The organism is Njordella aestuarii, assembly GCF_056494165.1.
Window position 1 is genome coordinate 2,083,656 of the sequence record NZ_CM151397.1, and the last position, 25,803, is coordinate 2,109,458.

Genomic DNA, 25,803 nt, shown 5'->3' on the forward strand with positions numbered 1-25,803 from the left:
GGTTTCGGAATTGACAATCAACTCCCGCGACTCGGTTATCGCGGACGTTCGTCGCTCAAATCAGAATTCTGACATCGCACATGCCCGATCCAAAGACGCTCAGAATCGGTGACCGCATTCGGATCCTAAGTGTTCCGCAAAATGACCTGCAACAACGCGAACGAGAACTCGCAGAGACTACGGAGATGGCGGGATGGACGGCTGACAGCATTGAACGGATTATCGAACAATCGCCAGTCGTCAGTATTTCGCGTATCGATGAATACGGATGCGTCTGGTACGATGTTTCAATAATTGGTCCCGATGGTCAAGAGGAAGAACATTCACTGATCGTGTACAATGATGGCACATGGGAACGTTGCGATACACTCGATGAATGACAGATCGTGACGAACGGTGATTGAATGAACTACAGCCAACCGACAAAAACGCGACGAACAATCCGATGCACGGGAGCGGCGAAGTCGGGCGGATTTACAATGGACAATCTTTCGTCGCCGCCCCGTGATCGGTGACGTTCTGCATGACAATGACTGACACTCGAACATTGCCGCTTCCCACGCTCCTGACCGAGATGGTCAATTCGGGCGCGTGGCCAACCGGCAACCCAAACCTGCAGGAATTTAAACCGATACTCGGCAAAGAAGCCGCACAGAAACTGTCTTCCCGAGATGATCTGATCGTGCTGATGCCGCCGCCATTTCACACAATTGGAGACGAGGTGCGTGGCGGAAATCGTTTCTGGGAAACGGGAGTGACCAATCCGAAACAGATCGACTACGACAAGGCATTGATCATTGCGGACTTCGGAATGGGCTCAGATTCGCCAATCGTCCTTTACTACAATGACGATGAACCGCCGCGGGTGATGTACTTGCGTTGGATCGGAAACGGCCATGACATTCGCCATGAATGGGTTGAAACTCATCCGACGTTTCATGAGTTTGCTTTAGCCGTCGGATTATCGCGAATGCATGCGGAACAAAGCGGTGAACCGGAGCCGCCGATCACGCGGGATTTGAAATCATAGTTTTTTGGCGGCGGCCCGGTTACCGCAGCCGTTATGCGACAGTATCGAATGGAGACTTGAACGTTGAGTTACGATCTCATGGTGTTTGATCCAGCCGCAGCGCCAACGGATCGTGAGGCGTTTCTCGCGTGGTACGATTCGCACAACGAGGAAAATGAACTCTTCGATCCAACTCGGTCTGAGTTTTCCACGCCAAAACTGCGATCGTGGCTCGAAGAAATGCTGAAAACGTTTCCTGCGATGAACGGTCCGTATTCGAACGCCGACCAAGACGTCGATGATCCGCATTTGACTGATTACGGAATCAACAGGACAAACATCTACGCGTGCTTCGCATGGTCTATTGCTGAATCAGCTTACAATGCGGTGATGTCACTCGCTGAGAAACATGGCATCGCCGTGTATGATGTCAGTGACACAGAAGGTAGAATCTGGCGACCCGGAAACGATGGCATGCTCTGCTAACCGCGCGGAGATGTCGCAGAACAAACCGTTGCACACGGAGCCGCGGGCCGCGCGGGTATCGAAATCAATCTCGTTCGCCGCGGCCCGGTGAACGGTGCCGTTACCCCACTGAATACAACGTTACACAAGGTGGACATTGACGCCTAGGTTCACGCTCCGGACATTGCTGGTATGGACCTCGATCGTGGCTGCAGTCCTGGCGCTTTGCCTGTTGTTCGGATCCACGGGCGAATCAATCTTGGCGGGAACGCTCGTCCTCGCAGCGTTCATCGTCATGCATTTGCTGCTGTCATCGCAAGTGGATACTCGTGCTTTACTTGTTGCACTTTACTGCACGGCAATTTCATATTCGTTGATCGTTGCGGCAATCATATTTGCCTTTACTCAGCCGATTACAGTCAAAGAGGGCGGCGCACTTCCCTTGATTGTCATCGCATTCGTGTGGTCGAGATACTTTTCGGTCTTGGCCGTGTCAACACTCCTGGGAACAATCACTACTATATGGCATTCGTTGGATCGAAGAGTCGGTCAAATCCTGCTCGCAATGCAGTTTCCGGGAATTGCCATCTGTCTTTTCGTAGTCTACGCTGCAATTTCTACGTAGCACGGATGGAGAGAAAACGCATGTTAGGGGGTAACCATCGGATGCACGACGAGCCGCGGAGTCGTGATTTTTGAAGTGGTTGATCGCTCGCCGCGGCCCTCGTTGTTACACACAAGTTTCAGTAGCTCCGGGGCCGAAGGTTTGCCAGCAAGTGGCGATTAGGTACATCGCTTGAAGGCCAAGCCATACTGTCTGTGGACCAGGCGGACCGGCGTTCTTGCGATTTACATATCCGCCAAGCTGCGCGACCAACTGCGTCATCTCAAGTAACGACGGTGGCTTCTTCGGGAGTGGCTTCCGTTTGACCACTTGCCAAACGCTCTTCCATTCCGCTTCGGTATACAAATGCGAACAAGGCTTCTCGGCATGCGTGCGGCTCATCCGACACACATAAAGACTGCGCCATGCCACGATCAAGTACAACGCTAACGCTGGTAAGAACCGATCCATGTGCTCAAAACGTCGTGACTCAATCTTGCAGCCACTCTTGAGCACTTTGAAAAACAATTCGATCATCCAACGTTGTAGGTAGTACTCAATGACTAGTTCGACCTCCTCTCGCGTCGAGATGGGCAAGCTGGTCAGCAACAGCCACTCAATCGGTTCATCGCTCGTGGTTGGTTTCGTTTCTCGAACCAAGACCGCTCGGACTGAAACACCTTCGCGTTTGCCTACACGTGGATCGTTCAGTGTGATCTCACCGCTGTGCACACTTACCAAAACACTTCGATCACGCCGGTCGGCCCGACTTGGATGGTGCTTGAGGGTTGCACTGCCCCAAGATTCCCGGGCGCGGATGTCAAGCTCACGAGTAAACAATGGTTTGCTTTGACGCAATGCTTCACGCACAGGAATCGATGGATTCGATTTGTTTTCCTTGTTCAAAATGCGGTCGCCATCGCTGCGGATCACCCACTCAAAGTCGCTTTGTGATCGGCACAAATCGATGACTTCGGTAATGTCGCTCTCGCGATCAGCCAGCATGACGAGTTGTGTTTTGGGTAAGTGCGATTTGACTTCGGCGCAATGTTTGGCTGTGGTGAGCCAGCGGTAGGTTTCTTTCTCTTCGAAGGGTTTATTCTTGATCTGGATTCGTTTTTCGCTTGAGCCACGCTTGGCCGGTTGGTCTGCTCGGGGTTCGCGCGACCAAGCTTCGGCCGATACGGTTCCTAGCGGTGTGCCGTCGGTTGTGAAGGCATGCAGCAAGTGCAGCAACGCTCCGCAACGATTTCCGTTTTGCAGTGGGCCGGCCCCTTCGACTTCCGAGTGGGGGCGCGTCAGGTCCAGTTCGGTCGTGTCTTGGATGAGCAAAGCGACTTTTTGGAGTTTGACTCGGCGGTAGGTGCTTTCGATGTGCGGTGCGATGACACTTTCAAAAGTGACTTTGTCATTATCGAAGAAGCGATAGGCGGCGACCATTTCGGCGCGGTCGTTGCAAGCCGCAGGAATGCTTGCAGTAGAAGCTTGCGAAAGGCTATCGAGCAGTTTTTGGAAGCGTTGTTCGAGTCGTTTATCGAATAGTTCGACGTCTTGTATTTCGTCCATGACCCACTGACTTCTCATGATCATTGACCTCCCTGTCAATTAGCGTCACATTCCCATCCCTGTTTGAAAACATCCCAAAATAATCAGCTTGACCTCGCCAAGCCGAATAGAACAAAATATAGCCTTTAAACTTGTGTGTAACAACAAAGCCGCGGCCGCGTGATCCGTACCGTTATCCGACTCAGAATGCGTCCATACTGATGACCGATTTTCAAACCTTCGTGAACGCTTTGGAGCGTGCCAGCGACCGTGATCGGCTTACGGCTATGGGAGATGAGAATCCGGTCTTTCCTCCTTCGGAAGATTTTGGGTATTCCTCGACACCAAAATCCGCGGTTGTATTCGGCGCTATGGGAGTGGATGGTGTCCACTATGCCATCCTTAAACGTGACGGAATTGTTCGCGATGACTCGCCTGTCATTCATGTTTCGCCAATGGATTCGGACTCGCCCTATACGCTGCTCGCGCACTCGTTTATGGAATACCTCGCGACCGCGTGTGGAGTTTCAGTCGCGGAAATACGAAGCATTCTGGATCAGGAGCGCTCAGATGGAAATGTGCTCTTGTCATTCATGCGAGATCGATTTGACCATTCCAAGTTCGACCTCGATGGCTTTGGTTCACAAATAGATGTATACTCCCACTTACTCACGAATTGACCGCAACAGGACATCGGATAACAAAGCGATGCACGCAAGTCGCCGGTCGGCCGTGAGTTAAAATCATTGTTTTTTCGCGGCGACTTCGTGATCGCCGCCGTTATCGCACGCAAAAAATGAATCACTCGTTTTATTTACAGATACTCACTGGTGACCCATCTCAGATCTTTGACGACCAAGACAACGTTGTCTGGATCGACTGGGGCGATGAAGAAGATGCAATTGTTGACGCCATTCGTGATCACATTGGCGTTGCAGAGCTTAACGCGACTACCGAGGATGCGGACAACGACCATGGTTACTTGGTGCGAGTTTGTTTGGGCGAAAAGGCAATCGAGATTGATCCATCGAATGAATTTGATTCACGTCATGCAACCATCAATGCGATTGACGATTTGCTGCCGGATCACGAGATCAGATTTGTTACTGCGACCAACGGAAGCGATACAATCGCCGTCGCAGTCGAGCGAATATCTGATTGGAGAGCTTTGCATGTGGAATTCGGACAGTCGTTGAATAGAGCTTTCTGTCCAATCCGCGTATTACCGGACCTAATGAATACACCTGGCAATGAAATTGATGACGCCTGTGACGCATACGCAGAACAAAACTAACTGAATATTGCGATAACAAAGCCGTGAACCGAAGCGGCGAAGTCGGGCGGTATTTAAGTGGAAACTCTTTCGTCGCCGCTCGGTTACGGCTGACGTTATCGGACCGAAGCTGCATGACATCACATCCGCTTGATATTCGACACGGCGAATTGATTGACGTCCTTGGATCACCCGTGCGCTTCAACAATGTATCTTTCGTCCCTGCTCTAACAAAACTAGCTGGCACGAGCTTTTCCGCTCAATTCAACTTGCTTGATTGGGCCCGCGATCAAAATCTCAAACTGCCTGCGCTTGTTCGTGACGATGAGAACGCTGCTTGGTTTCTTGGCCGTCTAATGTATATCTTCAATACCGCAAACGTCGCTGAAGATGAACGAATGGAGAAGTCATGCTTTGATGTTTCGTTCATCGCCGTTGTCCACAACGCTAACAATATTGCCGTTCCCTTTGACTGCTCTGACCACTATGGACGCACTTCGTTGATGTTCAGCAGCGATGACGAACCGTCGCTCGAATTGCGTGCTGAAATTGCGAATGCGTTCTATCATCTGATGCTCGATGAACCTGCTTCCTTGACTGACTATGACAACCGGTTATTTCACTCCGGCGCTGGAATCTGGATTGACTTTGGCGTATCATGCGGCGAACCGTACTTCGACGAACGTATGAACGTCGATACATAGTGCCAAATGTCCGATAACAAAAAATTGCACGCGAGTTGCGGGTCGCGCGTTGCCTGATGGTAAGTCACTCGGCCGCAACCGCGTGAATTTGGTCGTTCTATCGACTCAATTCGTACTGTCCGGTTCCCATGTGATCGGAACCGTTACATACAACTGAGCTTGAACGTAAATCTTCTTTCGCGGTCGCCCACGTCGATCAATCGTTGACACATTGATGGTCATGTCACTAACAATGTCTTCGCGGTATTCGTGTTCTCGCGTGAATCGGTCAACTTCGACCTTCATATCGACCTTCGCAATGTTGTACTTCTCGCACAACTGCCCAACCGCTTCGGCAAACTCGATTGCCTCCGGTGGCAAATTTGGGACGTGAGGAGCGATAGAACAACGCAATGCAGACGGAGCCGCATCAACCTTTTCTTGTGATTCCATGAAACTGTCCTTATTCAAACTGTGAATGTTGCGGCCCGCTGATTGCTACCGTTATTTGGCAAAGGTCAACACTCATCAATGACACTGTCGAGTCGTAATAGTAATGCAATCGTCGTTGACGGTACGTCGTTTCGCTGGACAGTCTCGTCACGGTCGCAGCACAAGACCGAACGTGTGACGCTTGTAGTGCAACCAGACGACAATGGATCGCGGCTTGCCGTCGAGATCCCCTGTTGCGACCCGTATCTAAACCTCGCGAACTCGTCTAACGAATATGACGTCCGCTCCATTACGCCAAAACTAGTGCGTCGAATCATCGTCGATGCGAGATCTATCGGTTGGAAACCGCTTAGCAATGAGGGACAATTTGACGTTCAGTTTATTGCCGCAACAATGCGGGACGAGGGTGGAGAAGAAGGTGCAACTTGTCATGTTTGCTGGAAGTGCCCTTTGTGCGACCAATGGTATTCCGACGACGTTGAATACGGTACGATGGCACCAATGCTGACAACGTGTGGGCGAACCAAAAAGCATCACGATGGAATGGATGGGAAATTCGTTCTGTTTTGGTAACCAACTGGAGCGAGCCAAATAACAAAATGTTGGACCGAAGCCCCCGACGGTCCGTTTCAAAATGGAAGCCGTGATGGCGGGGGCTCGGTCAACATTGGCGTTCGTCGACAAGGGCACGCCCACAATGAATCCGTATGCCGTTTCAACGGTAATCCAGCAGCCTCGAGTTAGAACGAATCTCGCTTACTTTGCGATTACTGCGTACTTGGTATACGCAAGCGTGGTGGTTTTCAATCTCGGAGGACCATCGAAAGCTTTTTCCCAGTATTCAAGATCCCCAATCGGATTGGTGGTCGAAGCATGCCTACTCCTTGCCGTTTCAGGTTTCGCCGCGTGGCTTGGATCTTTTTGGCTTGACTCCAACATCTCAAAGCGTTCCGCTACTATCAGCCGTACGATTGGCGGCATCGCATTTGGCACGTCACTTGTGACCTCCCAGACCTACTCGTTCTTTCGATGCCTTTCTGGCCTCCTTATACCTTTGGAAGGAACGCCACTCGATGCAATTGCCCGTTTATATGCCATAATCATTTCGCAACCTTACATCATAATGCCGACGATAATTCTTTCAGGCGTTGTAGCATGGGCCGTGGAACGTTTGTGGCGCAGGTTTTTTTCCGCAACACGAGCGACGAACCAAGAAATGCACGGGAGCGACGGGCCGTGTCTTTCTTGAAGCAGAGTCTTTTGGCCGTCGCCCCGTGATTTCAACCGTTCTGTCGAAGAATCGTTTGCTAACTCAATGCCTGGTTTTTTCGAAGTCAAATACCCTGGCGATATGCCAGACACGAAATACGCTGGTACGCGCGGCAACTACTACGAGCTACCCGACGGGTCGCACGTCGATTTATTGTCGCGTCCTTGCTGGTGTGGCGGTTGCAACGCTGTAACTGATGGCGAGTGGGTCGAAACACTACAGGAATTGGATAGCGAACTAAGCGAATTGCACGAACCAACCTCGTGGCGTTACCAGTTTCACGAGAACAGTGAGGAGATTGGTCAGATTCCGGGCCGTCCATTCAAACGGATCGGATTCAGGGAGAGCGCAATTGAAAAGGCCAAAGAACGCATCAGGTGGCGAAAGCTACGAACTGCTCTATCGAAATGTATAATCTGTGGAAGCACCGATATTCATTTTCCATGCGATGATGATGGTCGCGTAGAAATCGATGGGAGAATCGTCGCTTGGATTCTGCCAATAGGAATGTGCAGTACGCTTTTCAATGAGTGGTACTTCACGGTCGATGGAGATAGAATTCCGCGTGATACTCAGCCCAAGTACTGGGGCATCCCGGAAGAATCGACAGAACCAAGCGATGCACCCAAGCGGCGGTGGCTCGGTTTTTTGAAATGGTAACATCACTCCCGCCGCTGGGTAATCGCCACCGTTATCCCACAGATTCACCCACAGCCGCACTTTCGATTCAATGGCGATTCCACGACTGCAACTTGAAACTCCAATAGCGAATTTAACTTCGTTCGGAACGCTCGTTTGGGAACGTCCACACGAAAAGGCCGAAGGCGTTGTCCAGCGTCAATACGAGATTCCCGAAGGAAACATCATCCTCACTGACTGGGCGGGCACTCTCCACGAAATCATTTACCAAACGCCGCTCGAAGACGATAAGTTGGTTGCTGAACGTAATGCGATGTTGTTTGCTCAGCACGCTGACGGTCGTACATGGGATGAAATACTCGATAACGGATTTGGAAAAACCTACCGCCGCAGCGACATGATGCGCTTTGCCATGTGGAGCTACGCGATGGATTTCAATACGTTTGGGACGATGGCGTTTCACGAAATAAAATGGGGATAACCAAGCGTTGGACGCGGAGCCGCCGATCGCGTCGATTTTGAAGTCAATGTTGATTGGCGGCGGCCCGGTCAACGCCGCCGTTCTCAAATTCAAATCCAGCATGCAGACGGCCTGCAGATCCGAACATAAAACCGTAAACCATGCGGTCTCCAGTGATCGATGACGACATGCTGAAACGGATCTGATGCAAGCCTTGCGATAGACTGCATAAACATTACATACCAGGAGCGCTTGCAATGATTGCAGCGTGACATCAGAGGTCGTAGAATGACGATACAGAATCAAGACAGGGATCGAATGTCGATCACTGTAAACCCTCAAACAATTTGAGAACCAAGCATTGGACACGAAGGGCTCGATCATCCGGCCCTGACTTGTGTTGAGATTACCTCTCGCCCTTCGGTCAATGCAATCGTTATCCGACTGAAGTGTCGCCGTTCCCAATCGACAGCCTCAAACTCGACCACTCGCGAATGAAAACATATCCTGGCTCGAAGGCGCTTGAAAGACTCGCCCCACTTTATGATTCGATTCAAGGCTTCGAGACGGTCGATGATTACGAGTCTTTTATCCATACGGTGCCGCGCGAGGAACTGCTGGTTCTTGCTGCATTGCAATGCGATGGGCAAGTTTGCAACGGTAGGTTTCGGCAATTTTTCCGCAACTCAACCGGCAATCTCGCACCCGAAGCAGTCGACGGCCTCGAATTGCTTGGTTTCCCTGATTGCGCCAAAGCACTTCGCGACGCGATGTCACTTTTTGGCTTGCCGTATCCAAGAGCCTATTGGGAACGACATCGAATTTTGGAGGAACTTGAATTTCCCGGTGGCGACCCGAAGTTGGTTACCGAGTATGATGCAGACACGAATGCAATTCTGAACAAGTGGCATCTTGTTACTCGGAAACCCCTTGTCGAGCCGTTCGTAGCTATGGACGAAATCTACTTTGCAAGTCCGCACGGTCCTGATATCGGTGACGCCGCCGATGACTTTATCGCGCGACTAGACGGATAACAAAAAATTGCAACGGAGCGACGGGCAACGGTTTTCCGATAGGCAAAGTCTAGTGGCCGTCGCCCGCTGAATTTCTACGTTCTGCATCAGAGAATCTATGGCTCTCACGAAACGTCGTAGCAACTGGTATGGGGACGATCACGCTGCCCTTCGCGAGGAACTGGCTCGGTACAGCGCAGAGAACGAATACCCGATCGACAACTTTACTAACGTCAAATGCAAATGCGGCTCTGACGTTTTCGAGCTGTATACCGACGAGGATCAAGGCGTCGCGGTTCGCATTTGCACGCAATGCAAAAACGAACATTTGATGGGCGACAGTGCGGACTACGTCGCTGAAGCCGAACCTGACCAACACGAATGCAAATGCGTGAAGACAAATTTCAACTTGTTGTTGGCGTTCATCGATACAGAAACTCTGATGATTCACTTTCGGATGACGTCCGGTGGCTCTATATTGGTTGCCGATGCCCGAAGTGTAACTTGCTTGGATGCTACGCTGATTGGAAAAACGAGTTCGAAGGGTACCGCAAACTACTGCGACGAATGTAGCCGCAACAAAAAGATGCAGAACAAAGCGTTGGACACGGAGCCGCGGATCGGGCGGTTTTGCAATGGAAACTTTAATTGCCGCGGCCCGGTCAACGCGGTCGTTACCCGAGAAAACAAATGCCGATTCAAGGTCTGACCAACCAATGGGAGACTTACGACGCTTTGTTCGATCGTTTTGCAGCACTCCCGGACGATGACGCTCCAGGAAGCCTTTTAGGAAAGTATCGAATGATTCGCGAATTGCTTGCCACGCTTCACGGGTCTACCGAGTCAACCGTTTATGTTGGAACCTCGCATAGTACGATGAACTTCGGAACGCATGATGCTGTGTCCTATATGGACCGAACACAGCCTTTCGCGTTTGTAGACGTCGTAGTCGCAAATGAGACTTCTGGTGAATACACTTTTCGGGTCGAAACGCGTGAGATTGACCGCGATAGGCCGACTTCGAAATGGATCGTCCGCAAGACCACGGATGCCGAAGCAGTTGCTAAAATGGTTCGCGAAGCGCTGTTGTATGCAGATGTCCCCCAACGGCAAAGTGAAGCAATCGGGTAACAAAGCCATGCACACGAAGCACTCGAAAATGCGGTTTGGCAGTGGTTGCTTTCCTACTCGTGCTCGGTGATGGCTGGCCGTTCGCCGACTGATGGACAAAAGGAACCTCACTCGACAATGAAACGCTTCTCGTTACGAACGCTTTTGATCGCGACGGCTGTGATTGCATTGCTCATGGCTCTTCCAATTCGGCGTGCAATCGAGCAGAAACGCGGACGCGATTGGGTAGCTTCCCAGAACGGCCATGTGACTATGAGCGTCTCGAGTTACTACAATCAGGTCACTCGTCAATGGGCTGACAGCGATTCCCTTCCCGCTCCTCAATGGATTGTCGACGCTCTGGGTATCGACTTTTTTGACACAGTCAAAACTGTGACACTCGACAATATGGAGGTGAAGGACTTGTCTCCCATAACGGACTTACGCGACCTTCGGGGACTCAATATTATCATCGAAATCGACGATCAACTTGACTTTTCACCTTTGGCTGAACTCCCCAAGCTACGCCATCTACATCTCGACTACACCAATATCAGCGCCGAACGGCTTGCTAAATTAAGGGAACTTTTGCCGAATGTCCGTGTTGACGCAACGAATCATCCACCACCAGACTAAAGCGGCGAACCATCGGATGCACCCGAGTCGGCGAGTCGGGCGTTTTGACAATGAAAGATTTCTCGCGCCGACCGGGTGATCCGCAACGTTCTGTTGCGAAAACAAAATGCACCTACTTACAATCCTCGCAACGACGTTACCGCAACATACCGATCATGGAAAATATGGCGGTGCGTATGTGTCCTGCTGGATTGATCGCGGCGATCTTGCACTTGCCGAAAAGGTTGCGCGCTCGTTAATTGCTGAGAGTGGATGGAACGCTATCCGCGTCGAGGAAACCAGTGAGGTCGACGATTCGACGTATGAGGACGACCACGACAGTCGCAAATACTGCGTGCAAGCACTGATCGACAAAGAGGTATTGGTGTTTCATACTTTTCCAATCGATTCTCCACCTTGATTTTCGGTTAGAATGCTCATAGGCTTGGGGTCAATCATGCCCCGAAGTATCCGGAAAAACTTCATTGCGATGCCAAGAAGCAGCAGAACAATCGATTCCACCGAAGTCGCGGATCGGCCGTTTCCTGATGGTGAGTTTACTTGCCGCGACATCGGTGAATCGTGCCGTTATTTGTACTTGCGCTCGAATTGGTTCGTCGTTCACAACCATTCAATGCTCGTCAATTAAACCGCTCGATTTGTCGATTTGCGATTGACTGGAACGTCCCGATCTCCAAGTTGCTTCCACGGTCTTCCAACGCTCGAACACGGACGGTTTGTTTTCATTGGCTCACCTGGCGCTGTCGCCACGGTCGGAAAGGGTGTTCGTAACCTGGTTCCTTCGATCACAGGCTGACGCGACAACCGAAAACTTGCCGGCCGATTCCATACCCGTTATGCTGACGGCTTGCCGGCCGCTTGTCCGACGAATGGTTCAGGCAACAAATAACCATCGCATGCACCGGAGTACGGATGCCGGTTTTTCTGTAAACACAACACGTCTCGCTCCGTACCCGGTGATGCGTAACGTTCGTCAGCCACAGTGAGCGCTTCGAAAGGGCACCTAACCAATGCCGATTGAGATCGCACTGCATAAATGGGAGACCAATACGCGGCCATGTGACTTCAGCCTCAACCTGGAAACCCCGCGTGGCACTGTGTTTGCGGATTTCGATGAACTAGCCGACGAATGTGTTACTCTGCGGCGTATCTCTTTCGATGGGTATGGTTGTTGCGAAACAGAAGGCAGATGTTCGGCATTGTCTTCAAGCGACGCGATGACTTTGATCAATGCGATTCGCGAAAATGACGTGAACAACAAGTCAATTCTTGATATATTGCGCCGTTACTTCGCTGAAAATGCTTCGATCATTTGGTCCGATGCGCTCGACGAACATCAATTAAACGGGAGTAGACCTAACGCGCTATAGTTAGAGCACAAATAAGAGCCGACGAACAAAGCGTTGGACACGGAGCCGCGGATCGGGCGGCTTTGAAATGGAAACTTTTCCTGCCGCGGCCCGGTCAACGCGGTCGTTCGTCGGGAAGAAGATGAAGCGACAACCTCCATTGGCCCCACTTACGATCAACAGCTTTCGAATAGCAGCGCCCATTCAACCTCCAAGCCATCGCAATTAACAAATGCTACGTCTAGCAATACTTGCAATCACGAAGCTGTTAGGAACGCTACTTTTTCTGAGCGGTCTTTATCTAATTCTGATATCATTGGCTTCTGGCAATATCCCTGACCGTCCTGTCCTCGTTGGATACGGCATTACAATCGGTGGGTGGATTTTGGCTGGATTAGGGGCAGCAATTTTTGGATACAGTCCAAAGAAAAAGCAACCTGAAGCAACAAGCGTTTGACCTGAACTTGTACAATCGACGAACAAAGCGATGGACGCGAAGGCCGCGAGCGGCCGTTAATGACTTGCGTTGAGTCAACTTACGCGGCCTCGGTCATCGCGGACGTTCGCCGACCAAAGAACCCATGAGTGATACCGCTCACATAGACGCCCATCGTCACTCGATACGGCACCGCGACGAAATCATGCGGAGCAATCTTTGTGGCTGTTTCTACTGTTGCCGTATTTTTCCGCCTTCTCAGATCGCTGAGTGGGTTGACGACGGCGACTCAGATTCAACAAGAACCGCCCCTACTGCGGGATCGACTCCGTCGTTGGCTGTGCATCTGGATTTTCGATTGATGCTAACCTTCTCCGTAACATGCAGAAGCACTGGTTCTGATTCCGATGGCAATCTACATACAACTCCAACGGACGGACGATGATGCAACATTGAGCATTTACGAGTTTGGGCCGTCCGAATGCATCGTCGGCAGTGTCGCCGTTACGAAACCGACTGGTGAAGTTGAGCTGATACACATAGACGTTGAATACGAACCGAAGAAAGATTTCTACCTATCCCGCATTCGGCGCGTGTTCCAGCGTCACTCGCAAACTGGAGACTTCCCGGAACGAACGTGCTATGCTGCGTAAACAGGACGGCGAACCATGCGATGAACCAAAGTCGCGGAGTCGCCGTTTTTGACAATGGAAAATCAATCGCCGCGACTCGGTTATCGCGGTCGTTATGCCTCACCATGAGAACGATTCCCATTACGCCGGAAAAGCTGACTGGCGATGTCCTTGAAGCTGCGCATCGTCGATATCTGGATGGTGCAGACTTGGCAGCTTGGGCTGAGGCCCTGTTGAACCTTGGGATTGAGTCTGACGCGATCATCGAAGCTGTGGGCAATCCAGACATGCACTGGCAGCGTGTCGATACTGTGTTTGCGCGCATGTGTAAGGATATTGGTCTGAGCGAAAATATCTCGATGCAAATTCCCAGTCTGAAGCAAGAAGCAATGATTGAGGAATACCGACGTGGACATCGTCAAGCAGCGGAGTTGCTGCATCGCTTCGACGATCTCAGAAAGCAGATCGGATTTCCGGAGCCCATTGAATGCCGCATACTTGAGGACAATGATGATGGGACAAATGACTCCGGCTACTACGGAATGGAAAGCCGGAAGCACGGGGCGGAATTGGATGACGTGGTTCGCAGATACTTGGCAACTGCTGGAATTCAGACATAACCATCCGTTGCACCGGAGCCGCGGGCCGAGCGGATTCTCACATCAACGACGTTTGCCGCGGCCCGGTGAACGGGGTCGTTCGTCCACAGAAGGCATTTGCGCGAGTGAATCGGCCTGTCGTCGAAATGTTGATCGCTGCTGCAGTCGATAATGTTGGTGGCACACCAGATTCACGCCCGTTGTCGTATGCGACTTGGAATGAAACGCGACATGACGACGAGTTTGAACCTGACTCGGCGATTCGATATCTAAGATCAGAAGGTCACGACGTCGATGAATCGTTGCTACATGCTTATTTCGACGCTCATCAACAGCACGAACCATCACGGCTTACGGGCATTACCGACGTTGCACCGTGGATAGATTGTCTCGATGACGCCTTCGTTGATTACCAATCTTTCAAACCGCTTCGAGAAAATCCACGTTATTCCGAAATCTTTACATTCTCGACGCCTGCATGGTCAAACGACGGGAAGCTCGCCTTTTTCGAACTGTGGACCGAGAATGGTCGGTATGCTCAAATGGGGTTTTGGTGGTGGGTGCAAATGCGTTTCACGGGCTCCGGCTGGATGCTTGACTGGAAAAACATGCACTCGCTGTCATGAAATGTGGACGAACATCTACATGGCCTTTGAAGTCAAGTAGTACGTACGGGTAGACACGGTAAAAGTTTGCCATTTTTTTGTAGCTTGGTTTCGTGAGTTCCCTTTCGCCTTCGCCCTTCACTCACAGTTGCGTTGGTGAAGGGCGAAGGCGAAAGGGAACGGACCAACTCGAATCAATTCCGAATTTTCTATCACTCAGATCGAAACGGTTGTTCTTGTTCCCTTTTGTCGAGCTCGGAGCTTGCACTCTCTCACCCGACTCCTTTGGCTACGGTACTGGCTTGGCTTTTCCTGGGGGGAGTCCGCTCGCGGGCCGAGCTGATGCTAGCGGTTGTCTTGCGCGTTTCCTTGTCGCTGAATTGCCCCGCTCGCCGGAGCGAGTCGGACCACGTGCTTCCCAGCAAGGCGGTTGCGTTCAAACATCTACCGGTGCTCTGCCAAACAACGCCGTGAAGCATTGCTCGGTGTCGGTCTGCGGCTGCTCCGAGGAGCTTACCACATTTCAATTGACCGACCGCATAGAAACTCATTCTGACCTGCTCGCTGCTATTCAATAGGGTTGGCTTTCCGGCTGCACAATCGCGAAGATCATGCAGACGCGGTTCCAGTTCGGGTTCAGCTAGTCGCTCAGGTGCAACGTTTGCCTCAGTTCGGTGGAGTACTCCTAGTCTTCTGGATGGTTCTACTGGTTGGTTCTCTTCTGTAAGCAAAACGCTTCGCCAAGCCTCCAATCAATGCGCGTAAGCTCGAAACATGCGTCCGAGGAAAGCCTTTCAGGTCAGGCGGCTCCTCAGGGAGCCTCTGCCTACAACGACGGGTTCTTTCGCAGCTCTCTTAAAACGGCTCTGTTTCCTAGTGGCTTAGTTCGCCGGCCTGGCTAGCTTGGCGAAGCGAGTTCTCTTGTGTGTTAGGTTCCTATAATTAAGGTGGTGTGTAAAACAAAGCTGCTTCGTTGATTTTTAGCTGAGTAAGCGGTTGAGGTCGAAGACTTGACGACGTCTAAGCATAAAGTAGACGGCCCGACCAAGCTTGACGGCCAAGATCGAGTTGGCTCGAGCCACTCCGTGCTTGCGTTCGATTCGCTGGCAGAAAGCTTTCACTTCTGGCGACTGGCGTTTGATCAGCGGTACAATTTCGCTGAACGCCCATTTGAGATACGCGTTGCCAATCTTGCGACCGGGCGAACCGTAGTTCTTGCCTGCCGAAGTATGCTGACCGCGAACCAGTCGAGCATAGGAGAGGAATTGACCGACTTCACCAAAGCGTCGGATGTTGTGGATCTCGTAGAGGATCGTCATGGCGATAATGCGTCCAACGCCGGGGATTGTTTGTAGCAAGAAGAAGTTGTTAGGGTCGTGAACTTTGGCAGACCGCTCGAGGAAGACTTCCAGGCGTTTGATGTGTTGATCGTAGTCGTGAAGCAGTCCTAGGTCGGTTTCGACGGAGAAGTGCAGTGAGGGATCGGTGAAGGCATCGGCGACTCCGGCGCGGTTACTTGCATACTGGAGCTTTTTGGTCGGTGGCAAGTTGGCTTGATGATGCAGGTGGGTTAAGTGCGTGAGCGTTTCGCCTCGGCGGCGTACCAGATGCATGCGTCGCCGCAGCAGATCGCGAGTGCTGCGCCAGGCGGCGGGATAAGCGTAGGCGACGGCAAAGTTTCCACCGCGAAGCAGGTAGGCGAGTTTTTCGGAATCGATCGCATCGTTTTTGACTTTGCCGGCATGGATAGCGCGTAGATAGAGGGCGTGGCCCAGTACAAAATGGATGCGTTGAGCTTCGCACAGGTCGCAGAGCCAGTACCAGTTGAAGGTCGATTCGCATCCGATGACGAGGTTGGAGCGAAAGGGCAGTAGTTTTTCGAGGAAGGTGGCGGTATCGCGGGTATGGAAGTTGGCGTGGAGTCGTTTTTCTCCTTGGGAATCGACGACGCAGGCGTACATACTGTTGGCGTGTAGGTCGATTCCGCAGTAGAATTGATGCTGATTTTGATAGAATTTCATCGTGCGTGTCTTCTTGGGTTGAGGGTGAAACAGTTTTAGCCAGCGATAGATTTCGCTTTGGAGTGTAAGCTCCATTGACGAATGTTTTACAGCTCCGACTGTAATGGAAAAACTGCCTCACCCAAGGAGGCCATGATGAGTATCAATCCGATGGACCGAAGCGGGGGATCGGCCGCTTCCTGATGGAAAACTTACTTGCCCCCGCTCGGTCATCGGGGACGTTCTTCGCGGCAATGGATTTCTTCATCTAAATGTAAATTCTTCGATGGCTGTGGGATGAACGCCAACGCCTTCGATGAGAAAAGAAGCTTCGGTGAGTGCTTCGATTGAATGTGTTCAATGGACCAACGTAGCCATTCGAGCTCGCTTGACATTTGAACGTTGAAGAAGAGATTGCTTGCAAGCGTAACACTTCGATGATTCTTCACAAAGTGTGTTGCCATTGGTGCGCGTTACATTTCGCGAAGAGGCTGACGGCGGGTTTGCGGCTGCAGTGGCATCGCTGACTACAAAATCCATTGACGATGGAACGATGAGGAAACGCGGTGCGGAGTCTGCTGTGTCGCAACTTGGAAAATGAGTTTGAACGCGTGCTGGCGATGCGATACACTTGTGGCTTCGCGAGAATTCAACGTAATTGAAGAACCACGCGATTGTCCGGAGTCGCCGCCCCGCCGTTTTCCCAACACATGATCGCTCCCGGCGACCGCGGTCATCGCCATCGTTCGTCCACCTGATCGCCAGTGACATGGATGAGTCCATTGTTGACATTCTCGAAAACCCGATTGTCGAAGCACTCACTTCGGCAACAGAGGCGACTTTTCAACTAGTCCGATATGAGAAGGCTACAGGTGATGAGATTGTTTCGGACGAATTCACTCTGAACCAAACGGACTACTTGCACGTTCAAGGCCTATTCCTCGATCCAAGCACGTACTGGTTTGGCTTCAAACGTTGCGCTCCACTTGATGTGACTAGAATTCGATTCCTGCCGACGGGACTTATCGTTTTGCTCGATTTTCGTTGCAACAATGCTACTTTCGTGCTGGATAAGGACCGCGTTCGAGCCTTTTTCGACCATCGTCGGGAAGACTTAGTGCTGTTGGTAAACCACTACTTTCCAAACGAGACAAGCCTTAGTAGTGCTACAGTCGTAAAAAAGGAATTCTTGCACTGACAATCGCCCAGCTGCTAAAATGTGGACGAACCAACCGTTGCACCCAAGCCCGCGATCGGGTGCTTTTGAAATGGATACCTTCATCGCGCGGGCTGGGTGAACGGCGTCGTTAGCATCATGAAGAAAGCCGTCAAACATATCGCGGTTGCTCTCGGGCTTGCCGCGTTCGTAACCATCGTGCTTCTGTCTCCAATCGGTCACGTCATTCTCGGCGTTGTCCAAATCAAGCGGATGGAATCAGCGATGCGACAGCCGAGTGTTTACGAGCCCGTTGCTGAACGTCTTGCATTGTACTGCCAATCAGATCAAAAACTGTTTCCCGACCACCTGACGAGTGCTTGGTTTCCAAACGAATTGAATGCAATAGGGCGCGGGAGAGGTTCTGTTAACGCAACATCAGCGCATATTGAAATGGGCGGCGGCTTTCACCACTTCGGGTATAGTCTTTCGCTAGATGAATCCGCATCAGAGGCAACGTTAAACGTTTGGAAACTCCAATTCTACAGCGAAGGGTCTCGAGAAAGGGACCTGACGACGGTTTCATTATCCACAACAAGACGTCTCGGGGCGGACGAACTCATGAGGATGGTCGCCGAAGGATATGACCGCCAAATCTCCGCCACGCCTGAAAACCCTGCGGCCCACCAAGAAAAGATTCAAATGTATCTTCGCTTCGATCAAATCGAAGCTGCGCGAAGGGCGTGCCGTACGATGTTGGTACAACTGCCGGATGATTGGTGGGCGGTGCTCGTCAATGCGTTGCTTGACGATTCCCTTGGTCAAGTGACGAATGCTGACCAGTTTATTGTTGACTGGGTGAACAAAAACCCGAGTTATTTCCACTTTCTCGATCTAGCATATTTCTATCAATTGACAGACGAACCAGTAAGGGCGGCGAAGGCGGTCAAGGATGCCATAGCGTTCGATGCCAATACCGAATGGGGGCATGGTGGCAACTCCGAGCATAGAGGATATACTGCGGCGATGTATGCGTATGAATCAGGGCACTACACGGAATGCGAAGATCTCTGCGAGAAGCTTGTAGGGGTGACTATCAATGGAAACTATGCAAAGCGGGGCCTAAACAACCTACTTTTATCGGCAAAACGTGCAAAGGACGGTGAGGCTTCTATCGTGAAATGGGACGATGCGATTTTGCCATTCGATGCATTTGACACGATAAACGTAGAGAAGTTGCTGGATCGAAAAGTAAACCGACCGACACGGAATTGATGCTAACAAAGCGTTGGACGCGGAGCCGCCGATCGCGTCGTTCCTGAAGTCAATGTTGATTGGCGGCGGCCCGGTCAACGCTGCCGTTACCCGACTGAAATGAAACCCAACAACGAAGTCACGTCTCAAAACGATCGCGTCGCGGATGCGATGGTGGAACTAACGATCAAGTTTCGCGATCGCGACTCTTTTTTTCCGTCTGCACTATACGGACTACTCGATACCAAGGGCGTCGACCCTCAGCGCTCCGTAATGTTGCACGCAACAACGGCAGAGCAAGGGACCAATCCGATTGCTGGATGCATACTCACTCACACTGGTCGATTCATGGAATTTGACATTGATTGTGACCCGTCTGGCGAACATGTCGTAGACGTGCATCAATGGGACGATGCAACGGGTGGGCAAGACACTGCTTCAGCCAATCCTGGATACGGAAAAGGAGCGGGATGCATTGCCCTCGAACTGCAGAAGCGGCTACACTCATTCGGTAAAACAGTATCCGAGGTCGCTGCGAAAACTGAAAGCGGCGGGTAACCAAGCCATGCAACGGAGCACGGCTTGCGAGGTTTTTGGCGATGGAAACTCAACCCTCCGTGCCCGCTGATGGCAAACGTTATCGCTTTGAGGCAACGCTATGGCACTAACCTACGACGGCATGCCATGCTCACTTTGCGGGAAGCCTATCGATGACGCATCCCAGAACATTTTCGCGATGACGATGTGGGGAATTGAGGACCTTCGATTTGCGCATCTTGACGATAATGCATGCCACCAGTCCTGCATTGACAACTGGAAGCACCGCGACGCATTTATTGACTTCCACAATCGCGAGTTGAAGGACGAACTCTACATCGATAAGAATGGACACGTTGCCTATCGGTTCGACTATTTCAATTGGGGTTTGGGCGGGATTGCAATGTTTATCGGGCTCACGCTTTGTGGCCCGCCGCTTGCTTTGCTGGAGATTCGGTGGAGATCGACCTTTGCTCGAACGCTCGCGTTTACGTGCCCTTACGTGATCTTGCTTGCCGTGTTCGTGGCATGCGCTTACACTTCTTCAATCGCTACTGCTGCTTGGGTTGGAGGAGTGCTCTGGCTTTCCGCAACGGCGTTGGCGGTGGTTGCCGCCGTTTACCTACCTGAAATCGTTCCAAATCCCAGCGATAACAATGGGTTGCAGACGAAGCCCTCGATCAGCCGTTTTGACCAACATTGAGTCAACTGCTCGGGCTCGCTGAACCCTGGCGTTATTTTGCTCAACACTGTGAACTCGCTGTGCAGATCGACTTAGAGCTAATCGACGCGATTTCGCGCCCGGCTGTCTTTCGCGTCGCATACTATGGCGCTGACGCTCGGCACCTACTCCAGTATCCGCACGTTTGTGGACTGCGCTTCTTCGATCTTGCAGGCAACCTCGCTGCCGAATGGGGAACGCGCTTCCTCGTATCTGCACCGCTGGATGATTTCGTACTTGCACCAAAATTTAGAATTGCATTCGATCTCTACGCTTCGATTAATCCTGAACCGTCCGCCGAGGCATTATGGAACATTTTGTTGCCGAGCGGTGACTATTCTGTCAAATTCGAATATCATGTTGATCGCGAGACTGACTGGTATGACTTTCTCGCGAAACGATCCCGATTTGCAGGAATTACGCCAATATGGCGCGGTACCCAAATCTCCAATTCCGTTGCTATCACAATCACTGACGGCAACTCAGTAACCGCAAAATAACAAACCGTTGCACCCAAGCCCGCGATCGGGTGCTTTTGAATTGGATACGTTCATCGCGCGGGCTGGGTGAACGGCGTCGTTATCCCGTGAAGAAAATGAATGCGGTCATTGCGAGTATAACGGTCACGATTGCAATGCTCTTGTGGATCGCATATGACTACCGAAAATTCCGTGTATTTGGCGTGTTTCGAGTCAATTGGATCATATTCGCTCTCCGAAACTGGAAGGACAGCGCAAGAATTGCAGTTTCCAAAGGATGGCGATTATTGCTGGTTATAGTAACTAGCTGCATAAACCTTTGCGTCGCAACGAACTTTGCATCTGAGCCGAAGTCGCTTTCTCCGAATGGTCAATACTTGATGTTCTTTTCGCTACTTCTCTTTTTCGCGTCGCCATTGATCGCAATGCGAATTTTGCAAAAACCATTACCAAAATCGAATGAATAGCGAATTCCGCGAATAGATGGTTGCGATTATCTTTAGAAAAGCGATCAGAGAAGTAAACAAGAAGAATTATCAATCCGGACTTCTTGACAATCGCTGAACCAGTGACCGGGATAACAACGCGTTGCACCGAAGACGCGTAATTTGCTGATTTTGAGAATTTAGGCGTATCTCCGCGTCTCGGTGAACGCGGGCGTTCTGCCAAAGAGCTACCAACGCTCAAAGAAACATGGCCATTTCACAAAACGACGCAAAGGCACTGATCTACGAGAGCTTACTGCATCGAAAGGCAGGACTTTCTCCGGAGGAAACGCCCGCAATCTTCGATGAAGCAACCATCGAAAAGCCTTGGGGATGGATATTTTTCTACAACAACGAACGATTTCAACGAACGAGGGACTTTAAAGATCAATGGGTTGGACAAGGGCCAATATTCTTCAATCGTGATTCTGGTGAAATCCGAGAATTTGGATCTGGCTGTGATCTTGATAGAGAAGTTTACGACTATGAAATGGAACTAACCGCGCGCGATGGCTGTTGGTGCCTTTGGTTGACCTCCGATCAAGAACACAAGCACACATTGGCCAAGCTCAAGAATGCATTTGCTATCACGAGCAAACAAGCACTCACTATGGTACCGGCATTACCGCATTGTCTATTTTCTGGTGTGCGGCGGGAACTTGAATGGGTTGCTCAACATCTCTCCAAATGTGGAGTTGCGACCAAGATCACTCTGGAATCATCACGCCAATCAATGCAGCCTGTATTTATTTTGCCCAAATGGATGATCAATCCGTCGCTCGCACAGGCATATCACGAACGTTGGGATGTAACCTAATGACTTGCATACACACCTAAAATATGGCAGAACAATGGGTTGCAGACGAAGCCCTCGATCAGCCGTTTTGACTTGTGTTGAGTCAACTGCTCGGGCTCGCTGAACCCGGTCGTTCTGCAGTAAGGACAACGTTGACCGATTCATTGACACAACTTGTTTCCAAGCTCCGACAGAAGTTGCCTGCACCGGTATCGTTGTGTCGAGATGCGATCGCCGCATCGGATGGCGACATTCGCAGGGCCCATGACATTGTTGTCCGCTCACTTACTGAAGATGTAGCCACGCGAACAGGAATCTGTCGCGATGAGGCGCATGCCTTTTTGACGTCAGCAAGATTCGATGTAGAACGTGCGGTCGGGTTATGGCGCATGGAAAATCCTGCACCTGAGCCGACACCACAGGAAAAACTTGCCAACGGTATTGAATTGGCAGCATCTATCCCATTTGCGAACGCTGCCATGCGCCGCTATGCACATGTCATACCACATACCGATGGCTACGAACTTCGTTTGATCACGCACCGCGAACGCTATACCGAGGAGTCGTTTGGTTACGACTACGACTATGCCATGCAGGACCAAACTACTCGTCTCCAGCGTCTGTTCGTTAACAATGTTTCATCGGCGATCAGCCAACTCGCGAGTTGGGGCTGCACCGAGGAAATGCTTGTACCTCCGACATCACTCGATAGCTGTCTCGTAAACAGTCCGCTTGACGCATATCTTGAACTGTCGCACTTGCGACTTGACGACACGACGAGTAATGCAGAACAATGCCATGCACCGAAGGACGCGAGCCGCGCGGTTTGGCAAAGGTGAGACTTTCGCGCGTCCTCGGTGATGTCTGACGTTCGTCGAAAAATTATGGCTGTCTTTCACTACAAACTTGAACTACTGCCAGCAATCGCTGAGGATGCGTACGCGAAGCTTCTAGATCATCGAAGGTCCGAGCATTCCGAGGCTGATGTTTGGTTACAACAGCCGTCAACGGCAGCCTTGACTAGGCTTCGAGCATTGTTGCCATTAGATCGCTCGTGGGGGCCATGCGAGGAATACGTTTCTTCGATCGATACATGGAACTCCGATTTAAGAATCTGGCATTTAGATGATTCACGCTCCTATGTGAAAAACATTGAGTTTCGATTTTCTTCTGTTGAAATGCCGCTAGATCTGCTTGCTGAATTCGTTCGCCTTGCAGAAGACGAGAACTACATGCTTGGTTCTGCAGAATCGGCGCGATTAATGCGTCCCATACTAGAATGCGTAATCGCAGACTTCCGTAACACTCGGGCTGTACGCTTTCTTGCCAACCCAGAATCAACCATACTTGAAGCAGCTCGCGACGTTGAGTCAAATGACGTCCAAGAGAACTAGCGAGAAAAATCGACGAACAAACGATTGCAACCAAGCCCTCGATCAGCCGTTTTGACTTGCGTTGAGTCAACTGCTCGGGCTGGCTGAATCGAACCGTTACCCGATCGAAGCATGTACGTGAAAGCCGTCACTAAACGTAGGCTCGTCCAAATATTCGGTTTCACGCTTATCGTTGCGATTGGTTGGTTTACCATTTCGCTCATGAGAACAATCCGCGAAATTCCTGAAGCCTACGCAGCATGGGACACGGGTACGCTTTTGACGACCTACATGGATAAAAACGATGGCAGATGGCCATCAGATTGGGACGATCTTGCTACGGTAATCGATGATGGGCAACCTATGCTCTTTTCACGCTCAGATAGCGATGGCAATCCCATATCGAACAGGGAGTACATTGATAAACTGCGATCAATGATCAAGTTTGACTGGTCGTTTGATCCTGTCCCTGGAACAACCAGTTCCCCTGTCACTCGAGCCGACGGCGGCAGTTTTCGGACGGTTTGGGTCGGCGCAGAGCCCAATGAAATGGTAAGATCATTCATCGCTTACCATGCAAACAACTCGGAGCGGACGGGTAACAATCCGATGCAACCGAGCGGCGAAGTTGGGCGTTTTGAAGTGGATGATCAACCGTCGTCGCCGCCGGCTGATCGGTAGCGTTATCCGACAAAAGCATGGCACACTCGGTCCTTATTCAACATCAACCGCCCGACGGATGGAAACTCCTTGCCAACGAGTTTCTGCTGTTCTGCTACAAGGATTGTGGAATTACGTCACCGGGGTTGCATGAGGGCGACTGCGAGTACCGCACGCAAGACGGCCGCACTTTTAAGCAAGTAATGATTCCCGATCATCAATGGGGCGCCATGTATCCTGCATTTAGGAGCTGGATCGCCGCGACCTCGCATTGCTCTGCATGGATTGAACACGGTCGTATTTGGATTTCCGACAACACTTCACAATACCTACGTGAATGTGTTCGTATTCCAACAGGCCAACAGGAGAATTAGATTGCGGCACCGACACAATACGGCGGATAACCAAGCCATTCACACGGAGCACGGCTTGCGAGTTTTCACAAATGGATACATCACTCTCCGTGCCCGGTGATGGCAACCGTTCTGCGATTCAATGAACTATAGTCTCAAAGCACTGCTTGGTTTTATGCTCGTGGCGGCGATAGCATTTGCAGTCGTTCGCTCAACGGCATGGAGACTCACGGCAAAACGTGACATCAGCAGCAGGATTCGACTTGGAGGGCGGTCACATGGCTACCCAGTCATTAACGCAATTGGCTTTTTCGACGGAGGAGTAAAAGTCGTCGTACTTCATCGCGTAACATCGCAGGAGTATGATGACGATGAAACTTACCCGCTAGGAGCACATGTGCTTCGTTGGCTCGATACCCGTAGCGTTGGAGAAGACCGCATCTTTGATTGCGTTGTCGCTGGTCGTCGCGTTGAAATAGAAGATAACGTTGTGCAGATTTATTTTGCCACGGATGGCGAACAACCTGAATACGTACGCTTGAAATACAGTGACTACGCCGCGATCGACAACGTTGGATTCCTAGAGTCAAATGAAAAAATGTGGCGTCTTGCGGAACAACACTCGAGAGACGCAGAACCAACCGTTGCACCTAAGCCGCCGAACGTGCGTTTTTGAAATGGATGCTTTTCACCGGCGGCTAGGTGAACGGTGTCGTTCGTCGGACAGACACCGCACTCTGAATTCCAATGGAACTAGATGCTAGGCAAGCAATACCAATGCTCGATCTGCGATTTTGAATTTCACTCGGGATGGTCACATCATGCGGGTGGACAATTCGTTGTTTGCACTGACTGTGGTGCTCTGTACGTTTTGGGCGGCGGATGCTCCAACTGGGGCGCGAAGGACGGCGAAGTACTTGAACTGATGACGGTCGATGGCGAACGAAGCGAGCCAACAGGAATGAAGTCCAGCGTTCGAAATCGTAGGCCGCCGGCGCAAGAAGAATGGGATGGCGTCTCGCTCCTCGATTACGACATGTTGACATGCCCAAATTGCGATGCTGATGGGAAGATCGAACAAGCACTGACGCCGGATTCGTGTTGCCCACTTTGTCACGACGGGAGAATCGAAATGGCTGGGTCTTGCATCTACTGAACGTCAAGTCCGACGAACCATCGAATGCACGGGAGTGGCGGTGGCTAGCGGA

38 protein-coding genes are annotated in these 25,803 nt (G+C 51.2%); 32 read left to right on the forward strand and 6 right to left on the reverse strand.

Features of this window, described 5'->3' with window-relative positions; genetic code table 11:
- Nucleotides 1-80 precede the first annotated feature (80 nt).
- The 4 genes from SH451x_RS07910 to SH451x_RS07925 all read left to right on the forward strand — a co-directional run bounded on the left by SH451x_RS07910 (nucleotide 81) and on the right by SH451x_RS07925 (nucleotide 2,099).
- A complete protein-coding gene (locus SH451x_RS07910; RefSeq protein ID WP_479361906.1) occupies nucleotides 81-380 on the forward strand; it encodes a hypothetical protein in 300 nt (99 codons plus the stop codon).
- 149 nt (nucleotides 381-529) lie between these two features.
- Nucleotides 530-1,030 (forward strand): hypothetical protein, encoded by a 501-nt coding sequence (locus tag SH451x_RS07915; RefSeq protein WP_479361907.1) that lies wholly within the window; start codon nucleotides 530-532, stop codon nucleotides 1,028-1,030.
- Between the two features lie 63 nt (nucleotides 1,031-1,093).
- Nucleotides 1,094-1,495, forward strand: a complete 402-nt coding sequence (locus SH451x_RS07920) for a hypothetical protein (protein ID WP_479361908.1) — start codon at nucleotides 1,094-1,096, stop codon at nucleotides 1,493-1,495.
- A gap of 184 nt (nucleotides 1,496-1,679) precedes the next feature.
- The gene (locus SH451x_RS07925; RefSeq protein ID WP_479361909.1) at nucleotides 1,680-2,099 is read left to right on the forward strand and encodes a hypothetical protein; all 420 of its coding nucleotides are present in this window, start codon (nucleotides 1,680-1,682) and stop codon (nucleotides 2,097-2,099) included.
- Nucleotides 2,100-2,204: 105 nt separating this feature from the next.
- Here the strand turns inward: SH451x_RS07925 and SH451x_RS07930 are convergent, their stop codons facing one another.
- Nucleotides 2,205-3,662: an IS4 family transposase gene (locus SH451x_RS07930; protein WP_479361910.1), complete on the reverse strand. Its 1,458-nt coding sequence runs from the start codon at nucleotides 3,660-3,662 to the stop codon at nucleotides 2,205-2,207.
- Between the two features lie 182 nt (nucleotides 3,663-3,844).
- Here SH451x_RS07930 and SH451x_RS07935 point away from each other — a divergent pair, with 182 nt between their 5' ends.
- From SH451x_RS07935 to SH451x_RS07945, 3 genes are all read left to right on the forward strand, one after another.
- Entirely contained in the window at nucleotides 3,845-4,303 is a 459-nt protein-coding gene (locus tag SH451x_RS07935; RefSeq protein ID WP_479361911.1) for a hypothetical protein, read from the forward strand.
- Nucleotides 4,304-4,419: 116 nt separating this feature from the next.
- Nucleotides 4,420-4,917 (forward strand): hypothetical protein, encoded by a 498-nt coding sequence (locus tag SH451x_RS07940; RefSeq protein WP_479361912.1) that lies wholly within the window; start codon nucleotides 4,420-4,422, stop codon nucleotides 4,915-4,917.
- A 113-nt stretch (nucleotides 4,918-5,030) separates the two neighbouring features.
- Nucleotides 5,031-5,600 (forward strand): hypothetical protein, encoded by a 570-nt coding sequence (locus tag SH451x_RS07945; protein ID WP_479361913.1) that lies wholly within the window; start codon nucleotides 5,031-5,033, stop codon nucleotides 5,598-5,600.
- Between the two features lie 105 nt (nucleotides 5,601-5,705).
- Here the strand turns inward: SH451x_RS07945 and SH451x_RS07950 are convergent, their stop codons facing one another.
- Nucleotides 5,706-6,032, reverse strand: a complete 327-nt coding sequence (locus SH451x_RS07950; RefSeq protein ID WP_479361914.1) for a hypothetical protein — start codon at nucleotides 6,030-6,032, stop codon at nucleotides 5,706-5,708.
- 78 nt (nucleotides 6,033-6,110) lie between these two features.
- Between SH451x_RS07950 and SH451x_RS07955 the strand changes: the two genes are divergently transcribed.
- The 3 genes from SH451x_RS07955 (at nucleotide 6,111) to SH451x_RS07965 (ending at nucleotide 8,422) form a co-directional block, all read left to right on the forward strand.
- Complete coding sequence (locus SH451x_RS07955) at nucleotides 6,111-6,605, forward strand: hypothetical protein (RefSeq protein WP_479361915.1); 495 nt, start codon at nucleotides 6,111-6,113, stop codon at nucleotides 6,603-6,605.
- A gap of 742 nt (nucleotides 6,606-7,347) precedes the next feature.
- Entirely contained in the window at nucleotides 7,348-7,962 is a 615-nt protein-coding gene (locus SH451x_RS07960; protein WP_479361916.1) for a hypothetical protein, read from the forward strand.
- Nucleotides 7,963-8,032: 70 nt separating this feature from the next.
- The gene (locus tag SH451x_RS07965) at nucleotides 8,033-8,422 is read left to right on the forward strand and encodes a hypothetical protein (protein WP_479361917.1); all 390 of its coding nucleotides are present in this window, start codon (nucleotides 8,033-8,035) and stop codon (nucleotides 8,420-8,422) included.
- 43 nt (nucleotides 8,423-8,465) lie between these two features.
- Here SH451x_RS07965 and SH451x_RS07970 read toward each other — a convergent pair whose 3' ends face one another.
- On the reverse strand, nucleotides 8,466-8,591 hold the full coding sequence (locus SH451x_RS07970) for a hypothetical protein (protein WP_479361918.1): 126 nt from the start codon (nucleotides 8,589-8,591) through the stop codon (nucleotides 8,466-8,468).
- A 304-nt stretch (nucleotides 8,592-8,895) separates the two neighbouring features.
- Here SH451x_RS07970 and SH451x_RS07975 point away from each other — a divergent pair, with 304 nt between their 5' ends.
- From SH451x_RS07975 to SH451x_RS08020, 10 genes are all read left to right on the forward strand, one after another.
- A complete protein-coding gene (locus tag SH451x_RS07975; protein ID WP_479361919.1) occupies nucleotides 8,896-9,435 on the forward strand; it encodes a DMP19 family protein in 540 nt (179 codons plus the stop codon).
- Between the two features lie 97 nt (nucleotides 9,436-9,532).
- Nucleotides 9,533-10,123, forward strand: coding sequence for a hypothetical protein (locus SH451x_RS07980; RefSeq protein WP_479361920.1), 591 nt, complete (start codon nucleotides 9,533-9,535; stop codon nucleotides 10,121-10,123).
- A complete protein-coding gene (locus SH451x_RS07985; protein WP_479361901.1) occupies nucleotides 10,105-10,545 on the forward strand; it encodes a hypothetical protein in 441 nt (146 codons plus the stop codon). Before SH451x_RS07980 ends, SH451x_RS07985 begins: the two co-directional genes overlap by 19 nt.
- A 117-nt stretch (nucleotides 10,546-10,662) precedes the next feature.
- Complete coding sequence (locus SH451x_RS07990) at nucleotides 10,663-11,160, forward strand: hypothetical protein (RefSeq protein WP_479361921.1); 498 nt, start codon at nucleotides 10,663-10,665, stop codon at nucleotides 11,158-11,160.
- A 106-nt stretch (nucleotides 11,161-11,266) separates the two neighbouring features.
- Nucleotides 11,267-11,560 carry a hypothetical protein gene (locus SH451x_RS07995; RefSeq protein WP_479361922.1) on the forward strand — a complete coding sequence of 98 codons (294 nt, stop codon included), beginning with the start codon at nucleotides 11,267-11,269 and terminating at the stop codon, nucleotides 11,558-11,560.
- Nucleotides 11,561-12,170: 610 nt separating this feature from the next.
- Nucleotides 12,171-12,530 carry a hypothetical protein gene (locus tag SH451x_RS08000; protein ID WP_479361923.1) on the forward strand — a complete coding sequence of 120 codons (360 nt, stop codon included), beginning with the start codon at nucleotides 12,171-12,173 and terminating at the stop codon, nucleotides 12,528-12,530.
- 211 nt (nucleotides 12,531-12,741) lie between these two features.
- A complete protein-coding gene (locus SH451x_RS08005; RefSeq protein ID WP_479361924.1) occupies nucleotides 12,742-12,966 on the forward strand; it encodes a hypothetical protein in 225 nt (74 codons plus the stop codon).
- Nucleotides 12,967-13,352: 386 nt separating this feature from the next.
- A complete protein-coding gene (locus SH451x_RS08010) occupies nucleotides 13,353-13,598 on the forward strand; it encodes a hypothetical protein (RefSeq protein ID WP_479361925.1) in 246 nt (81 codons plus the stop codon).
- A gap of 20 nt (nucleotides 13,599-13,618) precedes the next feature.
- The gene (locus SH451x_RS08015; RefSeq protein WP_479361926.1) at nucleotides 13,619-14,197 is read left to right on the forward strand and encodes a hypothetical protein; all 579 of its coding nucleotides are present in this window, start codon (nucleotides 13,619-13,621) and stop codon (nucleotides 14,195-14,197) included.
- Nucleotides 14,198-14,301: 104 nt separating this feature from the next.
- Complete coding sequence (locus tag SH451x_RS08020) at nucleotides 14,302-14,802, forward strand: hypothetical protein (protein WP_479361927.1); 501 nt, start codon at nucleotides 14,302-14,304, stop codon at nucleotides 14,800-14,802.
- A gap of 251 nt (nucleotides 14,803-15,053) precedes the next feature.
- On the opposite strand, the gene SH451x_RS08025 is transcribed toward SH451x_RS08020, so the two are convergent.
- From SH451x_RS08025 to SH451x_RS08035, 3 genes are all read right to left on the reverse strand, one after another.
- Nucleotides 15,054-15,332, reverse strand: a complete 279-nt coding sequence (locus SH451x_RS08025; RefSeq protein ID WP_479361067.1) for a hypothetical protein — start codon at nucleotides 15,330-15,332, stop codon at nucleotides 15,054-15,056.
- 429 nt (nucleotides 15,333-15,761) lie between these two features.
- Complete coding sequence (locus SH451x_RS08030) at nucleotides 15,762-16,877, reverse strand: IS110 family RNA-guided transposase (protein ID WP_479361928.1); 1,116 nt, start codon at nucleotides 16,875-16,877, stop codon at nucleotides 15,762-15,764.
- A gap of 431 nt (nucleotides 16,878-17,308) precedes the next feature.
- Nucleotides 17,309-17,524: a hypothetical protein gene (locus tag SH451x_RS08035; protein WP_479361929.1), complete on the reverse strand. Its 216-nt coding sequence runs from the start codon at nucleotides 17,522-17,524 to the stop codon at nucleotides 17,309-17,311.
- 26 nt (nucleotides 17,525-17,550) lie between these two features.
- Between SH451x_RS08035 and SH451x_RS08040 the strand changes: the two genes are divergently transcribed.
- The 12 genes from SH451x_RS08040 (at nucleotide 17,551) to SH451x_RS08095 (ending at nucleotide 25,751) form a co-directional block, all read left to right on the forward strand.
- Nucleotides 17,551-17,979 (forward strand): hypothetical protein, encoded by a 429-nt coding sequence (locus tag SH451x_RS08040; protein ID WP_479361930.1) that lies wholly within the window; start codon nucleotides 17,551-17,553, stop codon nucleotides 17,977-17,979.
- 117 nt (nucleotides 17,980-18,096) lie between these two features.
- Nucleotides 18,097-19,212: a tetratricopeptide repeat protein gene (locus SH451x_RS08045; protein ID WP_479361931.1), complete on the forward strand. Its 1,116-nt coding sequence runs from the start codon at nucleotides 18,097-18,099 to the stop codon at nucleotides 19,210-19,212.
- A gap of 99 nt (nucleotides 19,213-19,311) precedes the next feature.
- Entirely contained in the window at nucleotides 19,312-19,749 is a 438-nt protein-coding gene (locus SH451x_RS08050) for a hypothetical protein (RefSeq protein ID WP_479361932.1), read from the forward strand.
- A 100-nt stretch (nucleotides 19,750-19,849) separates the two neighbouring features.
- Nucleotides 19,850-20,431 (forward strand): hypothetical protein, encoded by a 582-nt coding sequence (locus SH451x_RS08055; protein WP_479361933.1) that lies wholly within the window; start codon nucleotides 19,850-19,852, stop codon nucleotides 20,429-20,431.
- Entirely contained in the window at nucleotides 20,428-20,949 is a 522-nt protein-coding gene (locus SH451x_RS08060; protein ID WP_479361934.1) for a hypothetical protein, read from the forward strand. Before SH451x_RS08055 ends, SH451x_RS08060 begins: the two co-directional genes overlap by 4 nt.
- A gap of 672 nt (nucleotides 20,950-21,621) precedes the next feature.
- Nucleotides 21,622-22,230 (forward strand): YrhB domain-containing protein, encoded by a 609-nt coding sequence (locus SH451x_RS08065; protein ID WP_479361935.1) that lies wholly within the window; start codon nucleotides 21,622-21,624, stop codon nucleotides 22,228-22,230.
- A 131-nt stretch (nucleotides 22,231-22,361) separates the two neighbouring features.
- Nucleotides 22,362-23,048 (forward strand): hypothetical protein, encoded by a 687-nt coding sequence (locus tag SH451x_RS08070; protein WP_479361936.1) that lies wholly within the window; start codon nucleotides 22,362-22,364, stop codon nucleotides 23,046-23,048.
- Between the two features lie 45 nt (nucleotides 23,049-23,093).
- Complete coding sequence (locus tag SH451x_RS08075) at nucleotides 23,094-23,603, forward strand: hypothetical protein (RefSeq protein WP_479361937.1); 510 nt, start codon at nucleotides 23,094-23,096, stop codon at nucleotides 23,601-23,603.
- A 201-nt stretch (nucleotides 23,604-23,804) separates the two neighbouring features.
- Nucleotides 23,805-24,263 (forward strand): hypothetical protein, encoded by a 459-nt coding sequence (locus SH451x_RS08080; RefSeq protein WP_479361938.1) that lies wholly within the window; start codon nucleotides 23,805-23,807, stop codon nucleotides 24,261-24,263.
- Between the two features lie 17 nt (nucleotides 24,264-24,280).
- Nucleotides 24,281-24,616, forward strand: a complete 336-nt coding sequence (locus SH451x_RS08085) for a hypothetical protein (protein ID WP_479361939.1) — start codon at nucleotides 24,281-24,283, stop codon at nucleotides 24,614-24,616.
- A gap of 121 nt (nucleotides 24,617-24,737) precedes the next feature.
- On the forward strand, nucleotides 24,738-25,271 hold the full coding sequence (locus SH451x_RS08090) for a hypothetical protein (protein WP_479361940.1): 534 nt from the start codon (nucleotides 24,738-24,740) through the stop codon (nucleotides 25,269-25,271).
- 81 nt (nucleotides 25,272-25,352) lie between these two features.
- Nucleotides 25,353-25,751 (forward strand): hypothetical protein, encoded by a 399-nt coding sequence (locus tag SH451x_RS08095; protein WP_479361941.1) that lies wholly within the window; start codon nucleotides 25,353-25,355, stop codon nucleotides 25,749-25,751.
- Nucleotides 25,752-25,803: the final 52 nt, after the last annotated feature.

Bases quoted from the DNA above. Each gene is read 5' to 3' on its own strand.
- SH451x_RS07975 (WP_479361919.1), top strand. From the start codon at position 8,896: ATGAAAACATATCCTGGCTCGAAGGCGCTTGAAAGACTCGCCCCACTT.
- SH451x_RS07980 (WP_479361920.1), top strand. From the start codon at position 9,533: ATGGCTCTCACGAAACGTCGTAGCAACTGGTATGGGGACGATCACGCT.
- SH451x_RS07935 (WP_479361911.1), top strand. From the start codon at position 3,845: ATGACCGATTTTCAAACCTTCGTGAACGCTTTGGAGCGTGCCAGCGAC.
- SH451x_RS07940 (WP_479361912.1), top strand. From the start codon at position 4,420: ATGAATCACTCGTTTTATTTACAGATACTCACTGGTGACCCATCTCAG.
- SH451x_RS08045 (WP_479361931.1), top strand. From the start codon at position 18,097: ATGAAGAAAGCCGTCAAACATATCGCGGTTGCTCTCGGGCTTGCCGCG.
- SH451x_RS08095 (WP_479361941.1), top strand. From the start codon at position 25,353: ATGCTAGGCAAGCAATACCAATGCTCGATCTGCGATTTTGAATTTCAC.
- SH451x_RS08080 (WP_479361938.1), top strand. From the start codon at position 23,805: ATGAGAACAATCCGCGAAATTCCTGAAGCCTACGCAGCATGGGACACG.
- SH451x_RS07930 (WP_479361910.1), bottom strand. From the start codon at position 3,662: ATGAGAAGTCAGTGGGTCATGGACGAAATACAAGACGTCGAACTATTC.
- SH451x_RS07950 (WP_479361914.1), bottom strand. From the start codon at position 6,032: ATGGAATCACAAGAAAAGGTTGATGCGGCTCCGTCTGCATTGCGTTGT.
- SH451x_RS07965 (WP_479361917.1), top strand. From the start codon at position 8,033: ATGGCGATTCCACGACTGCAACTTGAAACTCCAATAGCGAATTTAACT.
- SH451x_RS08035 (WP_479361929.1), bottom strand. From the start codon at position 17,524: ATGGCGATGACCGCGGTCGCCGGGAGCGATCATGTGTTGGGAAAACGG.
- SH451x_RS07990 (WP_479361921.1), top strand. From the start codon at position 10,663: ATGAAACGCTTCTCGTTACGAACGCTTTTGATCGCGACGGCTGTGATT.
- SH451x_RS08085 (WP_479361939.1), top strand. From the start codon at position 24,281: ATGGCACACTCGGTCCTTATTCAACATCAACCGCCCGACGGATGGAAA.
- SH451x_RS08055 (WP_479361933.1), top strand. From the start codon at position 19,850: ATGGCACTAACCTACGACGGCATGCCATGCTCACTTTGCGGGAAGCCT.
- SH451x_RS07970 (WP_479361918.1), bottom strand. From the start codon at position 8,591: ATGTCGTCATCGATCACTGGAGACCGCATGGTTTACGGTTTTATGTTC.
- SH451x_RS08015 (WP_479361926.1), top strand. From the start codon at position 13,619: ATGAACCAAAGTCGCGGAGTCGCCGTTTTTGACAATGGAAAATCAATC.
- SH451x_RS08090 (WP_479361940.1), top strand. From the start codon at position 24,738: ATGAACTATAGTCTCAAAGCACTGCTTGGTTTTATGCTCGTGGCGGCG.
- SH451x_RS08030 (WP_479361928.1), bottom strand. From the start codon at position 16,877: ATGGAGCTTACACTCCAAAGCGAAATCTATCGCTGGCTAAAACTGTTT.
- SH451x_RS07985 (WP_479361901.1), top strand. From the start codon at position 10,105: ATGCCGATTCAAGGTCTGACCAACCAATGGGAGACTTACGACGCTTTG.
- SH451x_RS07945 (WP_479361913.1), top strand. From the start codon at position 5,031: ATGACATCACATCCGCTTGATATTCGACACGGCGAATTGATTGACGTC.
- SH451x_RS07910 (WP_479361906.1), top strand. From the start codon at position 81: ATGCCCGATCCAAAGACGCTCAGAATCGGTGACCGCATTCGGATCCTA.
- SH451x_RS08025 (WP_479361067.1), bottom strand. From the start codon at position 15,332: ATGAGTTTCTATGCGGTCGGTCAATTGAAATGTGGTAAGCTCCTCGGA.
- SH451x_RS08075 (WP_479361937.1), top strand. From the start codon at position 23,094: ATGGCTGTCTTTCACTACAAACTTGAACTACTGCCAGCAATCGCTGAG.
- SH451x_RS07960 (WP_479361916.1), top strand. From the start codon at position 7,348: ATGCCTGGTTTTTTCGAAGTCAAATACCCTGGCGATATGCCAGACACG.
- SH451x_RS08065 (WP_479361935.1), top strand. From the start codon at position 21,622: ATGGCCATTTCACAAAACGACGCAAAGGCACTGATCTACGAGAGCTTA.
- SH451x_RS08050 (WP_479361932.1), top strand. From the start codon at position 19,312: ATGAAACCCAACAACGAAGTCACGTCTCAAAACGATCGCGTCGCGGAT.
- SH451x_RS07955 (WP_479361915.1), top strand. From the start codon at position 6,111: ATGACACTGTCGAGTCGTAATAGTAATGCAATCGTCGTTGACGGTACG.
- SH451x_RS08010 (WP_479361925.1), top strand. From the start codon at position 13,353: ATGGCAATCTACATACAACTCCAACGGACGGACGATGATGCAACATTG.
- SH451x_RS08005 (WP_479361924.1), top strand. From the start codon at position 12,742: ATGCTACGTCTAGCAATACTTGCAATCACGAAGCTGTTAGGAACGCTA.
- SH451x_RS07995 (WP_479361922.1), top strand. From the start codon at position 11,267: ATGCACCTACTTACAATCCTCGCAACGACGTTACCGCAACATACCGAT.
- SH451x_RS07915 (WP_479361907.1), top strand. From the start codon at position 530: ATGACTGACACTCGAACATTGCCGCTTCCCACGCTCCTGACCGAGATG.
- SH451x_RS08000 (WP_479361923.1), top strand. From the start codon at position 12,171: ATGCCGATTGAGATCGCACTGCATAAATGGGAGACCAATACGCGGCCA.
- SH451x_RS08040 (WP_479361930.1), top strand. From the start codon at position 17,551: ATGGATGAGTCCATTGTTGACATTCTCGAAAACCCGATTGTCGAAGCA.